This is a genomic window from Falsiroseomonas sp. (assembly GCF_030695085.1).
Taxonomy (GTDB): Bacteria; Pseudomonadota; Alphaproteobacteria; order Acetobacterales; family Acetobacteraceae; genus Falsiroseomonas.
In genome coordinates this window covers 1-12,834 of record NZ_JAUYTS010000183.1, presented here as the reverse complement: position 1 = coordinate 12,834, position 12,834 = coordinate 1, and the positions used below count along the sequence as shown (strand labels likewise).

15 protein-coding genes are annotated in these 12,834 nt (G+C 69.8%); 11 read left to right on the top strand and 4 right to left on the bottom strand.

Going from position 1 to position 12,834, the window contains the following annotated elements:
• The first annotated feature begins 312 nt into the window (after positions 1 to 312).
• Positions 313 to 681: a c-type cytochrome gene (locus Q8S40_RS19890; RefSeq protein ID WP_305671784.1), complete on the top strand. Its 369-nt coding sequence runs from the start codon at positions 313 to 315 to the stop codon at positions 679 to 681.
• A 23-nt stretch (positions 682 to 704) separates the two neighbouring features.
• Here Q8S40_RS19890 and Q8S40_RS19885 read toward each other — a convergent pair whose 3' ends face one another.
• Together Q8S40_RS19885 and Q8S40_RS19880 are read right to left on the bottom strand one after the other, a co-directional pair.
• Positions 705 to 1,706, bottom strand: coding sequence for a tripartite tricarboxylate transporter substrate binding protein (locus tag Q8S40_RS19885; protein WP_305671783.1), 1,002 nt, complete (start codon positions 1,704 to 1,706; stop codon positions 705 to 707).
• Between the two features lie 76 nt (positions 1,707 to 1,782).
• A complete protein-coding gene (locus tag Q8S40_RS19880) occupies positions 1,783 to 2,553 on the bottom strand; it encodes a DUF3891 family protein (protein ID WP_305671782.1) in 771 nt (256 codons plus the stop codon).
• A gap of 172 nt (positions 2,554 to 2,725) precedes the next feature.
• Here Q8S40_RS19880 and Q8S40_RS19875 point away from each other — a divergent pair, with 172 nt between their 5' ends.
• From Q8S40_RS19875 to Q8S40_RS19860, 4 genes are all read left to right on the top strand, one after another.
• Positions 2,726 to 3,886: a Re/Si-specific NAD(P)(+) transhydrogenase subunit alpha gene (locus Q8S40_RS19875; RefSeq protein WP_304815377.1), complete on the top strand. Its 1,161-nt coding sequence runs from the start codon at positions 2,726 to 2,728 to the stop codon at positions 3,884 to 3,886.
• A gap of 12 nt (positions 3,887 to 3,898) precedes the next feature.
• A complete protein-coding gene (locus Q8S40_RS19870; protein WP_304815379.1) occupies positions 3,899 to 4,294 on the top strand; it encodes an NAD(P) transhydrogenase subunit alpha in 396 nt (131 codons plus the stop codon).
• A gap of 3 nt (positions 4,295 to 4,297) precedes the next feature.
• The gene (locus tag Q8S40_RS19865; RefSeq protein WP_304815380.1) at positions 4,298 to 5,704 is read left to right on the top strand and encodes an NAD(P)(+) transhydrogenase (Re/Si-specific) subunit beta; all 1,407 of its coding nucleotides are present in this window, start codon (positions 4,298 to 4,300) and stop codon (positions 5,702 to 5,704) included.
• 84 nt (positions 5,705 to 5,788) lie between these two features.
• Entirely contained in the window at positions 5,789 to 6,529 is a 741-nt protein-coding gene (locus Q8S40_RS19860; RefSeq protein ID WP_304815381.1) for a sulfite exporter TauE/SafE family protein, read from the top strand.
• Between the two features lie 73 nt (positions 6,530 to 6,602).
• On the opposite strand, the gene Q8S40_RS19855 is transcribed toward Q8S40_RS19860, so the two are convergent.
• On the bottom strand, positions 6,603 to 7,886 hold the full coding sequence (locus Q8S40_RS19855; RefSeq protein WP_305671781.1) for an aspartate aminotransferase family protein: 1,284 nt from the start codon (positions 7,884 to 7,886) through the stop codon (positions 6,603 to 6,605).
• Between the two features lie 207 nt (positions 7,887 to 8,093).
• Positions 8,094 to 8,297 carry a 30S ribosomal protein S21 gene (gene rpsU, locus Q8S40_RS19850; RefSeq protein WP_007006360.1) on the bottom strand — a complete coding sequence of 68 codons (204 nt, stop codon included), beginning with the start codon at positions 8,295 to 8,297 and terminating at the stop codon, positions 8,094 to 8,096.
• Between the two features lie 194 nt (positions 8,298 to 8,491).
• Between rpsU and def the strand changes: the two genes are divergently transcribed.
• The 6 genes from def to Q8S40_RS19820 all read left to right on the top strand — a co-directional run.
• Entirely contained in the window at positions 8,492 to 9,019 is a 528-nt protein-coding gene (gene def, locus Q8S40_RS19845; protein WP_305671780.1) for a peptide deformylase, read from the top strand.
• Complete coding sequence (locus Q8S40_RS19840) at positions 9,016 to 9,594, top strand: COQ9 family protein (protein WP_304815393.1); 579 nt, start codon at positions 9,016 to 9,018, stop codon at positions 9,592 to 9,594. Before def ends, Q8S40_RS19840 begins: the two co-directional genes overlap by 4 nt.
• 287 nt (positions 9,595 to 9,881) lie before the next feature.
• Positions 9,882 to 10,424, top strand: a complete 543-nt coding sequence (locus tag Q8S40_RS19835; protein WP_305671779.1) for a hypothetical protein — start codon at positions 9,882 to 9,884, stop codon at positions 10,422 to 10,424.
• Between the two features lie 4 nt (positions 10,425 to 10,428).
• Positions 10,429 to 11,130: an ATP12 family protein gene (locus Q8S40_RS19830; protein ID WP_305671778.1), complete on the top strand. Its 702-nt coding sequence runs from the start codon at positions 10,429 to 10,431 to the stop codon at positions 11,128 to 11,130.
• Positions 11,127 to 11,402: an acylphosphatase gene (locus Q8S40_RS19825; RefSeq protein ID WP_305671777.1), complete on the top strand. Its 276-nt coding sequence runs from the start codon at positions 11,127 to 11,129 to the stop codon at positions 11,400 to 11,402. Before Q8S40_RS19830 ends, Q8S40_RS19825 begins: the two co-directional genes overlap by 4 nt.
• Positions 11,403 to 11,692: 290 nt before the next feature.
• Positions 11,693 to 12,834 (top strand): DEAD/DEAH box helicase (locus Q8S40_RS19820; protein ID WP_305671776.1); only part of this gene is annotated, 1,142 nt, incomplete at its 3' end.

Genomic DNA, 12,834 nt, shown 5'->3' with positions numbered 1-12,834 from the left:
CCAGCAGGCCGGCGGCTTCCGCCGGTGGCATCGCCAGCGCCAGCAGGCCGATGGCGATGGTCGGCAGGCCCAGCCCGATCAGCCCCTTCACCGCGCCGGCAAGCAGAAAGACGAAGCCGACGAAGGCCGCTGTGGCGAAGTGTTCCATCACCACAGACTGCGCCATCCCATCACCTGGCGCTTTGGCCGCAACCGAAGCGTCACCGGACGCGGCACATGATGCAGACCAGGGAAAATGGTAGCGACTCCGAAACAGAATACGGGATGGTCGCGATCGGCGGCGGGCCGGTCGGCGTTATCGGGAGTAGCCTCATGTCCGAAGCCAAGCGCGCGGCACGCCAATCCAGGCGGATCGGTCTCCTGGTGGGTGTTGTCGTCGCCGCGCTGGCCATCAGTATCCTCGCCTGGCAGGGCGTCGGTGGCAGCGAGGCCGAGGCGCGGGGGCGCTGGACGGCGGATGCGCATTGCGGCGGCTGTCACCAGGTGGCCCCCGGCGCCGAGGCCGCCCGGCGCAGCGGCGTGCCGAGCTTCGTGCTGCTGGCCTCGGCGCGGCCGCAGCCGGAGGCGGTGCAAGCCTGGCTGGCCACGCCACACCCCAACATGCCGCCCTTCCAGCTGACGGTGGAGGAACGGGCCAATCTGGCCGCCTACATGGTCAGCCTGGCACCGGCGCGCCGCTGAGGGGCCGCGCGCCGGCTGCCTTCTCAGTCCAGCGTGGCGCCGGAGGCCTCGACCAGCCCCTTCCAGAACGCCTCCTGCTCCAGCAGGTAGCGGCCATAGGCGGCGGGGCTTTCATCCCAGACCGGGGTGAAGCCCAGCGGCTCCATCCGCGCCTTGAAGTCATCGGACCGCGCGACCTGCACCAGCGCCTGGTGCAGCCGGGTGACGGCGGCCTCCGGCGTGCCGGCGGGGGCGTTCACCGCGTACCAGCTCTGCATGTCGATGCCCTGGTTCGGCAGCACTTCCTTCATGCTGGGCACCTCGCGCAGTTCCGGCACATAGGTCACGCGTTCCGCGGAGCCGACCGCGAGCGCCCGGAAGCGGCCTTCCCGCACATGCGGCATCAGCGCCGGGATCACGTCGAACATCATGTCGATGTTGCCGGCCAGCAGATCCGCAATGGCGGGTCCGCCGCCGCGATAGGGCACATGGGTGATCTCCATCCCCGCCGCCGCGTTGATCCGCGCCAGCGTCAGGTGGCTGACCGTGCCGGTGCCGGAGGAGCCCATGGTGATGCTGCCGCGCTCGCGCTTCGCCGCCGCCACCAGCTCGGCGAAATTCTGCCAGGGCCGCTGCGCGTTCACCACCAGCAGCACGGTGCCCGTGGTCACGCGCGTCACGGGGGTGAGGTCGCGGATCGGGTCGAAGGGCATGGAGCGGCGGAACAGGAACTTGTTCGCGGCCAGGATCGTCGCCGTGCCGAGCAGGATCGTGTAGCCATCCTTCGGCGCCTTCGCGACCGCATCGCCGCCGATATTGCCGCCGGCGCCGCCACGATTATCCACCGTGATGGTCTGGCCCAGGATCGGCTGCAGCCGTTCCGCCAGCAGGCGGGCCGTGATGTCCACCGCGCCGCCGGGCGCGAAGGGTACGACAATGCGGATCGGCCGCTGCGGCCAGGCGCCCTGGGCCAGGGCGGGGGTGGCGAGCGGCAGGGCGGCTGCGGCGCCGAGCAATGTGCGGCGGGAAAGGCCGGGGAGGGTCATGAAAGGGGGGGTCCTCAGTCGGGTTGGTCCACGCCGAGCATAGCCGATCCGCGTCAAAACCGCACCCGGGGCGGCTTCAGCCCGGCACCAGCCGTGCGGACAGCGCCTGCACCGGGGCAGCGGCAAGGTCGGCGCGCATCGCCGCCTCATCCGTCCAGCGCGCACCTTCCGGCAGGCGGCGGGCCCGCCATTCCAGCGTCACCTCCGCCAGCCGGAACGGCCAGGGGGCGACGGAGATCACGCCGGCGCCTTCGAGCAAGGCCAGCTTCACCTGGCCACCATCGGCCATCGGCGCGGTGCCGACGCCGCCGATCGTCTCCACCCCGCCGCAGACGGCGAGGCTGAGTGCATCCGTGACGGCGACCAGCGCGCCGGCGGTCTCCACCTGCGCCGCGGTGGCGCCGAGCTGCGCGGCCAGGTCGCGCTGCACCGCCGTCTGTTCCGCCAGGTAAAGCGCCACCGCCTCGGCATCCGCGGGGTCGAGCTGGTGGCGGTCCGTGTAGCTGCCATAGATCAGGCTGCCATGGCGGCTGACCAGCAGCGCCACCCAGGGCCCCCAGCAGGCCAGCGCCTGCGCCACGCCGGCCGCCCACATCGGCGCGTGGAAGCGGGCGCCGACGGCGCGGAAGACGTGCGGCAGGCCGGTCGCGGGGTCCAGCGTCGGCGCCACCTCCCACCCCATCCAGGCGACATCATGCTGGGCGCAGGCGGTGGCGACATCCTCGAACGGGTCGAGGACGGCGAAGCCCGGCGCACCCCAGGCGCGCGCGAGCTGGCCGGAAACCAGCGCATGCATGGGCTGGCTGATCGCCAGGGTGGAGCCATCGGGAAGATCACGGAGCAGCATGGCGGCAGGATGGGCGCCGGCCCGGGGCCTCCGCAATCCCTATCGCGACCCCATTCCGGCGCCGTTCCGGGATCGATGCACACCCCGTCGGAACATGGCGTCCTTGCAAGACTTGCAACGCGCCTTCATATGGCGCCGACTTCGAAATTGAAGCTGTCGGGGGGTCCTATTGATGCGCGTTGCGGTATTGCGCGAACGGCGAGGGGCGGAAACGCGGGTGGCCGCGACGCCGGAGACGGCGAAGAAGCTCATCGCCCTGGGCTGCACCGTCGCGGTGGAAAGCGGCGCCGGCCTCGCCTCGGGGTTTCCGGACAGCCACTACGCCGAGGCCGGCGCGGAGGTGACGCCCGATGTCGGCACCACCCTGGCCAATGCGGGCCTGGTGCTGAAGGTGCGCGCCCCCCTTGGCGCCGGGGAGGGGGAGGTCGATGAACTCGCCCTGATCCCGCGCGGCGCCATCCTGATCGGCACGCTGGGTGCGACGCGCGCCATGGCCGATAGCTATGCCCAGCTCGGCATCGAGGCGTGCAGCATGGAATTGCTGCCGCGCATCACCCGCGCTCAGTCGATGGACGTGCTGTCCTCCCAGGCGAACCTGGCCGGCTACCGCGCGGTGGTGGAGGCGGCGAGCACCTTCGACCGCGGCTTCCCCATGCTGATGACCGCCGCCGGCACCATCCCGGCCGCGAACGTCTTCATCATGGGTGCGGGCGTCGCCGGCCTGCAGGCGATTGCCACCGCGCGCCGCCTCGGCGGCCGGGTGTCCGCCACCGATGTGCGGCCGGCGGCGAAGGAAGAAATCAAGTCCCTCGGCGCCACCTTCGTCGGCTACGAGGATGAGGAGAGCAAGGCGGCGCAGACCGCGGGCGGCTACGCCAAGCAGCTTTCCGCCGAATTCTACGCCAAGCAGGCCGAGGTGGTGGCCGCCCATATCGCCAAGCAGGACATCGTGGTGACCACCGCCCTGGTGCAGGGCCGCAAGGCGCCGATCCTGGTGAATGAGGCGATGGTCGCCTCCATGAAGCCGGGCAGCATCATCGTGGATATCGCATCCGATGCCGGCGGCAACTGTGCCGCCACCGTGCCGGGCGAGATGATCGTCACGGCCAATGGCGTGAAGGTGCTGGGCTACCGCAACTGGCCGGGCCGGATTTCCGGCGCCTCCTCCGCGCTGTATGCGCGCAACCTGCTGACCTTCCTGACCACCTTCTGGGACAAGGAAGCCAAGAAGCCGGTGCTGAAGGAAGACGATGACATCGTGAAGGGTGTGCAGCTGACCCGCGGCGGGGCCGTGGTCCATGCCTCGTTGCCCGCCTCGTCCCCGGCCGCCTGAGGAGATCGCCGCATGAACCCGCAACAGATCGCCAATGAGGCGGCCTCCCTCTCGGACCGCGCCGCGCTGCTCGCCGAGCATGCCCGGCAGCTGGCCGAGACGGCGGCGCCCGTCGCCGCGGCCGCCGAGCCCTTCCTGCTGATGCTGACCATCTTCCTGATGGCCTGCTTCGTTGGCTACTACGTGGTCTGGAACGTGACCCCGGCGCTGCATTCGCCGCTGATGGGTGTGACGAACGCCATCTCCTCCGTCATCGTGGTGGGCGCCATCCTGGCCACCGGCTTGGCCGAGAGCGTCGCCGCGCAGATCTTCGGCTTCATCGGCGTGACGCTGGCCTCCGTGAACATCTTCGGTGGCTTCCTGGTGACGCGCCGGATGCTGTCCATGTTCAAGAAGAAGGGCAGCTGAGCCATGGGACAGACCCTTTCGACGCTGGCCTACCTGGTCGCCTCCGTCCTGTTCATCATGGCGCTGCGCGGCCTGTCCAACCCCGAGACCAGCCGCCAGGGCGTCCTGTACGGCATGATCGGCATGGGCATCGCGATTCTCGCGACCCTGCTGCGGCCGGGCATGGGCGCCGGCGGCATCGTGCTGGTGCTCGCGGGCCTGGCGATCGGCGGCACGATCGGCACGGTGGTGGCGCAGCGCATCCAGATGACGTCGCTGCCGCAACTCGTCGCCGCCTTTCATAGCCTGGTCGGCATGGCGGCGGTGTTCGTGGCGGCGGCGGCCTTCTACTCGCCGGAGAGCTTCGGCATCGGCTTCGCCGGCAACATCAAGGCCGCCTCGCTGGTCGAGATGTCGTTGGGGCTCGCCATCGGCGCCATCACCTTCAGCGGTTCGGTGATCGCCTTCGCCAAGCTGGACGGGCGCATGTCCGGCTCGCCGATCATCTTCAAGGGCCAGCACATGCTGAACGCGGCGCTCGGTGCGCTGCTGCTGGTGCTGGTGATCGCCTTCGTCGCGACCGGCTCGCCCATCCTGTTCTGGCTGATCGCGCTGCTATCCTTCGCGCTGGGCTTCCTGCTGATCGTCCCGATCGGCGGCGCGGACATGCCGGTGGTTGTGTCCATGCTGAACAGCTATTCCGGCTGGGCGGCTGCGGGCATCGGCTTCACCATCGGCAACCTGCTGCTGATCGTGACCGGCGCGCTGGTTGGCGCCTCGGGCGCGATCCTGTCCTACATCATGTGCAAGGGCATGAACCGCAGCATCATCAACGTGCTGCTGGGCGGTTTCGGTACCACGGGCGGCGAGGCGGGTCCGGGTGCGGGCAATGCGGACCGCGCGCCGGTGAAGGCCGGCAGCCCCGAGGATGCCGCCTACATCATGAAGAACGCCCAGAAGATCATCATCGTGCCGGGCTACGGCATGGCGGTGGCGCAGGCGCAGCAGGTGGTCCGCGAAATGGCCGACCTGCTGAAGAAGGAAGGCGCCGAGATCTCCTATGCCATCCACCCTGTCGCCGGCCGCATGCCCGGGCACATGAACGTGCTGCTGGCCGAAGCCAACGTGCCCTATGACGAGGTGCATGAGCTGGAGGAGATCAACGCCGAATTCGCCGATGCCGACGTGGCCTATGTGATCGGTGCCAACGACGTGACCAACCCGGCGGCGAAGACGGACAAGACCAGCGCCATCTATGGCATGCCGATCCTGGATGTGGAGCGCGCCAAGACCGTGTTCTTCGTCAAGCGCGGCATGGCGAGCGGCTATGCCGGCGTGGACAACGAGCTGTTCTTCCGCCCCAACACCATGATGCTGTTCGGTGACGCCAAGAAGGTCACGCAGCAGATCGTGCAGAGCCTGCAGAAGTAGGCCTGGCCTGAACCGGCCGCCCTCCCGGGGCGGCCGGTTCACAGGGAACGCCCGCACCAGACCGCAAGCCAGGTGAGGGTTTGCATGGACGAGTTCCTGCTTTTCGTCGCCGTCGGCTTCGTGGCGCAGATGATCGATGGCGCCATCGGCATGGCCTATGGGCTGACGGCGACCAGCGTGCTGGTCTCGCTTGGCACACATCCGGCGATCGCCAGCGCCAGCGTGCATGCGGCGGAGGTCTTCACCACCGGCGCTTCCGGCACCGCGCATTGGCGGCTCAAGAATGTCGATGCGCGGCTGGTGGCGCGCCTGGCGGTGCCGGGCGTTGCCGGTGGCGTCGCCGGTGCATTGCTGGCCTCCGCCCTGCCGATGCGGATCATCGCGCCCATCGTCAGCGCCTATCTGTTCTGCATGGGTGGGCTGATCCTGTGGCGCGCATTTCGGCCACCGCGGCCCGAGCCGGGGCGCAAGGTGACGCTGCTCGGCCTGACCGGCGGCTTCCTCGATGCCGCTGGCGGCGGCGGCTGGGGGCCCATCGTCACCTCCACCCTGATCGGGCGCGGCGATGTGCCGCGCATCGCCATCGGCTCCACCAATGCGGCGGAATTCTTCGTCACCCTCGCCATCACCGCTGCCTTCTTCACCGCGATCGGCCTGGAACTGTGGCAGGCGATCCTGGGGCTGGTGGTGGGCGGCGTGCTGGCGGCGCCCTTCGCCGCCCTGGTGGCGCGGCATCTGCCGGCGCGCCAGCTGATGCTGCTGGTGGGCGTGGTCATCATGCTGCTGTCGCTACGCAGCCTGGCGGCCGCCCTGGGCGTGATCTGAGGACGCCTCATACCGCGGATTCACGGCCTGGGGCGGCCTGCCGGCCGCAGGTTCCGGGCAACCGGATTTGGCATCAGCCCGCCGGCAGGGTCGCCATCGCGCGCGCGAAGGCATCCAGCGTCTGGTCCACGTCGCGCGACTCATGCGCGGTGGAGACGTAGTATTTGCTGTCGCCCTTCAGGATGCCGCCGTCGCGCAACACGCGGTTCACATGGGCCTGCGTGGCGCGATCCGCCCGCAGCGTGGCGCGATAGTCCCTCACCTCGCCATCGGTGAACACCACGTCGAAAAGCGGCGGCTCCCCCACCACCTGCGCCGGCAGCCCGGCAGCGGCCAGCTGCGCTGACATGCCCTGCATCAGCGCCCGCCCGGTGGCGAAGACGCCCTCATAGGCACCGGGGCGGCGGAGGATTTCCAGCGTCTTCAGCCCGGCCACGGCCGCCACCGGGTTGCCCGACAGCGTGCCCACCTGCATCAGGAAGCCGGCATCGCCGACCAGCGCGCGGTCGAAATGCGCCATGATGTCGGCCCGCCCGGCCACGGCTGCCAGCGGAAAGCCGCCGCCGATGGTTTTTCCCAATGTGCAGAGATCCGGGGTCACGCCGTAGTATTCCTGCGCGCCGCCATAGGCGAAGCGGAAGCCGGTGACGACCTCATCGAAGATCAGCACCAGCCCATGCTTCGTGCAAAGATCGCGCAATCCTTGCAGGAAGCCGGGGGCGGGCGGGATCAGGCGTTGCAGCGGCTCCACGATGATGCCGGCGATCTCCTCGCCCTGCTGTTCCACCAGCCGCGTCACCGCCTCCAGGTCGTTGAAGGGGGCCACCAGCACGTCATCGGCGACGGATTTCGGGATGCCGGCCGAATCCGGCACGGGGCGGGGGAAATTGGCCAGGTGTTTCGGCGCCAGGCTCATCAGGCCATGGTCGCTCATGCCGTGGTAGCCGCCCTCGAATTTCAGGATCTTGTCGCGGCCGCGGAAGGCGCGGGCCAGCCGCATGGCGTAGAGATCCGCCTCCGTGCCGGAACCCACGAAGCGCAACTGCTCGGCGCAGGGCACCGCCTCGACGATCGCCTCGGCGAGGGCGATGCCGTGTTCATTGTTGGCGAAGAATGTGGTGCCGCGGGCCAGTTGCTGTTGCACCGCCTCGGTCACTTCCGGGTGGCAGTGGCCGATGAACATCGGACCGGAGCCGAGCAGGAAGTCCACATATTCGCGGCCGGCGATATCCCAGACGCGCCCACCGCGACCTTCGCGCAGGATCACCTCCGGCGGGAAATTGCCGAATCCGCCGGCTGGCAGCACGCGCTTCGCACGCGCCACCCATGCCTGTTCCAGATCATCGAACCCATCCATCGCGCTTGCCCCTGCCGGAAGCGGGGAGTAGACGCGCATTGATGCGGTGCGAAAAGACCCCGGACAGCGCAAAGCGGCGGCTGGCGGAAGGGTTTCCGCACCGCGCTGCTTCGGCTTGTCAGGGTCACGGCCCGCCGGGGAGGACGGGCGTCGGGGAAGGCTGGTCCTAGACCCGGCGGCGGGGTGAACCGCTGCGCCGGGGAAGGATCAGAAGCCTTCCCGCTCCAGCCGCTTGCGCTCGACCTTGCGGGCGCGGCGAACAGCCTCCGCGGCCTCACGGGCCCGACGCTCGGACGGCTTCTCGTAATGGCGGCGGAGCTTCATTTCACGGAACACACCCTCACGCTGAAGCTTCTTCTTCAGCGCCTTCAGGGCCTGGTCGATGTTATTGTCGCGGACGACGACCTGCACGCGATGGAACCTCCTGGTTCGGATGAGTGGGAATCGGAAAAGCGGATGCGCGCCAGCCGATCCGGGAGATGACCCGAACCGGCAAACGCGAGGGGCGCAGCCTTAGCACAGGATTCGGGGAATGCGAAAGACCCTCCCGCTACCCGCCGCACGCATTAAGTAGAGCGTTGAATCTGCCGGACCCCTCCGCCGCCATGGCCCTTCTGAAGATCGCCCGCATGGGCCACCCCGTCTTGATCCGCCGGGCCGATCCGGTCGCGGACCCCACCGCGCCGGAAATCCGCCGCCTGGTGGCCGATATGGCGGAGACGATGGAGGATGCCTCCGGCCTCGGCCTGGCGGCGCCCCAGGTGCATGTGCCGCTCAGGCTTTTCGTCTGGCGCGGCGGCGCCGGCAACATCCTCGCTTTGATCAACCCGGAGATCGAGCCGGTGGGGGAGGGGACGGAGGAAGGCTGGGAAGGCTGCCTCTCCATCCCCGGCCTGCGCGGCGCCGTGCCGCGCGCTGCCCGAATCCGCTTCCGCGGCGTTGATGTGGAAGGCCGCCCCGTGGAGGGGGAGGCGGCGGGGCTGCCCGCCCGGGTGATCCAGCATGAGACGGACCATCTGGACGGCATCCTGTATCCCATGCGGATGCCGGACCTGTCGCGCTTCGGCTTCAACGAGGATCTGCACCGGGCGGCCCAGCAGGCCAGCCGCGCCGCCGAGGAGGATAAATCGTGATCGAACGCAGCGAAGAACGCGACCAGGCCATCAAGGCCGCCCTGCCGCATGTGCCGGCGCTCGGCTGGACCCGCGCGGCGCTGTCCGCCGGCCTGGCCGACCTCGGCCGCGACCCGCTGGAACAGGATTGGCTGTTCCCGCGCGGCCCGGTCGAGGCGATCGAGGCCTGGTGCGACCTGGCGGACCGGGAGATGGAAGCGCAGGCGGTGGCGGAGGATCTGGCCAGCCTGAAGATCCCACGCCGCATCCGCCGCGTGGTGCTGATCCGCCTGGAACAGGCCGCGCCGGATCGCGAGGCGGTGCGCCGGGCGCTGGCGCTGCAATCGCTGCCCTGGAACCTGGCCTCCGCCGCCCGCACCGTGGCGCGCACGGCGGATGCGATGTGGGCGGCGGCCGGCGATACCTCCGCCGATTTCTCCTGGTACACGCGGCGGGCGACGCTGGCCGCCGTCTACGGCGCCACGCTGGCCTTCTGGCTGCAGGATGACTCGGAGGATTACGCGGCGACGCGCGGATTCCTGGACCGCCGGCTGGCCGGTCTGGCGCGGTTCCAACGCATGAAACGAAAGGCCTAGGGCCGCGTTAGACCCCCCATAACCTTACGGAGCGGGTCATGAAGGGTATTCTGCTGTGGCTGGTCGGCTTGCCGATCCCGATTATCATCGTGCTCTACCTGATTGGAATCTTGTGAAGATCGGCGGCAAGATCGCGGCTGTTTTTCACCGCCGGATGCTGTAGAGACAGCCCGTGACGGGACGCCAGGGGGCCGGGGGCCCCGCCGCGCGATCGGCCAGCGCAACATTGGTTGCGCCGGCGCGGCCGATGCGGCAGGCAGGGGGTCCCAGGGGGAGTTTCCCACGCCATGCGCCGCAAGTTTTCCATTCGTCTGCTGATCGCCGGCGCCGCCATGGCCATCGGCGGCCCCGCCATCGCCCAGTCCTGCGTCCAGGCCAATGAGCGCACAGCCTTCGAGCTGCGCGCCTTGCAGAGCCAGTTGATGGTCGCCGCCATCACCTGCCAGCGGGACAGCGACTACAACGCCTTCGTCCGCAAGTTCCAAGGCGATCTGGGCGGCGCCTACAACACCATCCGTACCCATTTCCGCCGCACCGGTGGCGCCCAGGGCCAGCGCGCGCTCGATGGCTACATCACGACGCTGGCGAATGAGCAGTCGCAGGATGGCGTACGCCAGGGCTCGCGCTTCTGCCAGAACGTCGCGCCGCTGTTCCAGGCAGCCCTGGCACAGACCAGCGCCAGCTCGCTGGCCGAGCTTTCGATGGAGCGCAACGTGCTGAACCCGCACGACGCCGCCAGCTGTTCGGACCGCGCCACCCCGGCCGCCAGCACGCCGGCGCGCCGCCCGGCCGCCAGCACCCGCTCCGCCGCGGTCACCCGCAACCGCTGACCGCGTGAAGCGGTTCTGGGAGGAGGCGCGCACCGCGCCGGGCGAGGGCGGCTTCTCCATCCTGCTGGATGGCCGCCCGGTCCGGCTGCCGGGGGGCGCCGCCTTGCGCGTCCAGGCAGCGCCGCTCGCCGAGGCGGTGGCCGCCGAATGGCAGGCGGCGGGCGGGGCCAAGGGCGGTGAGATGCGGCCGGAAGACGTGCCGCTGACCCGCTTGGTCGGCACCGCGGAAGAACGCATCGGGATGGCGCCGGAGGGCACCGTCGCCGCCATCGCCCGCTATGGCGAGACCGAGCTGCTTTGCTACCGCACGGATATCAGCCGGCTCGCGGCAAGGCAGGCGGAAGCCTGGGACCCCTGGCTGACCTGGTCGGCCCGCACCCTGGACGCGCCGCTGCGCGTGACCACCGGGATCATGCCGGTCCCCCAACCCCCCGAGGCCCTGGCCGCGCTGCACCGCGCGGTGGCACGGCATTCCGTGCTTGGGCTGGCGGCGCTGGGCGTCGCGGTGCCGGCGCTGGGTAGCCTGGTGCTGGGCCTTGCCGTGGTCGGCCTGCACCTCGACCCCGCCGAGGCGCATCGCCTGGCCGCGCTGGAGGAAGCGTTCCAGGAAGAATTCTGGGGCGTGGACCCCGACAAGCAGGCCCGCCGCGATGCCGCCGCGGCCGATGTGGCCCTCGCCGCGCGGCTGGTGCGGCTGGCTGGATGATCGCCCGGCTGCTGGCCATCAGCGGCCGCGTGCAGGGCGTCGGCTACCGGGACTGGCTGGTGCGGCAGGCGGTGCGGCGCGGCCTGCGCGGCTGGGTGCGGAACCGGCCGGACCGCAGCGTGCAGGCCCTGGTGGCCGGTGATGCGGCGGCCGTGCAGGCAATGATCGCCGCCTGCCATCGCGGCCCGCTGCTCGCCCGGGTCACCGCCATCGTGGAGGCGCCGGCGGAGCCGCCGGAGGAGCCAGGATTCAGCCGCCGCGCCGATGGCTGAGGCGTGTCATGCTGCACCGCCGAAATTTCCTTGTCGGGTGAGTGATTCTGGCCTATCTCTCCCCCTGTCGGCGGGTGTTTGCCCGCCGCGCCCCGGCCGCGTGAGCGGGCCCGGTGCCGTCACCCGATCATGGGGGACCTGGCGCCTGGAGGCCCGGACCGGGGCGCTGCCGTCGCCCGAAAGGCGTGGCTCTGCGGACAACATCGGACCGGCCCCGGCACGCGGGTTGGCCCACCGCCACCCAACCGCCCGCGCAATCGCCGGGCGGCATGACCGGATTTTTGTATTTCATGAGCTTCAGTGAACTCGGCCTCTCCCCGCGCATCCTCCAGGCGCTGACCGAAGAGGGCTACACCACCCCGACCCCGATCCAGCGCGATGCGATTCCGCATGCGCTGACCGGGCGTGACATCCTGGGCATCGCGCAGACCGGCACCGGCAAGACCGCCGCCTTCGGCCTGCCGCTGCTGCATCTGTTGGCCGAATCGAAGGGCCGCCCGCCGCGTGGCGGCTGCCGCGCGCTGATCCTGTCGCCGACCCGCGAACTGGCCAGCCAGATCGCCGACAGCCTGAAGAATTACGGCCGCCACCTTGGCCTGTCCGTCTTCGTCATCTTCGGCGGCGTGCCGCATGGCCCGCAGCGCCGGGCGCTCGCGAATGGCATCGACATCCTGGTGGCAACGCCGGGCCGGTTGCAGGACCACATGGATGAGGGCTCCGCGCGCCTCGACATGGTGAATGCGCTGGTCCTCGATGAGGCCGACCAGATGCTGGACAAGGGCTTCTGGCCCGCCATCCGCCGCATCCTGCCGAAGCTGCCGGCGAAGCGGCACACCATGTTCTTCTCGGCCACCATGCCGGCGGAAGTGGCGAAGCTCTCGGCCGAGATCCTGAAGGACCCGATTCGCATCGAGGTGGCGCCCGTCGCCACCACCGCGGAACGCGTCACGCAGAAGCTTGTCGTCATCGAGCAGGGCCGCAAGCGCGGCAAGCTGGCCGAGCTGCTGAAGGGCGAGGGGGTTGGCCGCGCGCTGATCTTCACCCGCACCAAGCATGGCGCCGATCGCGTGGTGAAGAACCTAGAGGCCGATGGCATCGCCTCCAACGCCATCCATGGCAACAAGTCCCAGGGCCAGCGCGAGCGTGCCCTGGCGGACTTCAAGTCCAACCGCGCCCCGGTGCTGGTCGCCACCGACATCGCCGCCCGTGGCATCGATGTGGATGGCGTGACGCATGTGATCCAGCACGACATGCCGGACACGCCTGAGGCCTATGTCCACCGCATCGGCCGCACCGCGCGCGCCGGCGCATCGGGGATCGCGATCGCCATGTGCGCGCCGGATGAGCGGGAGAAGCTGTGGGCGGTGGAGAAGCTGATCCGCATCTCCATCCCCGCGTCCGACGAACGCCAGGAGGTCTCCGTGCCGATGTA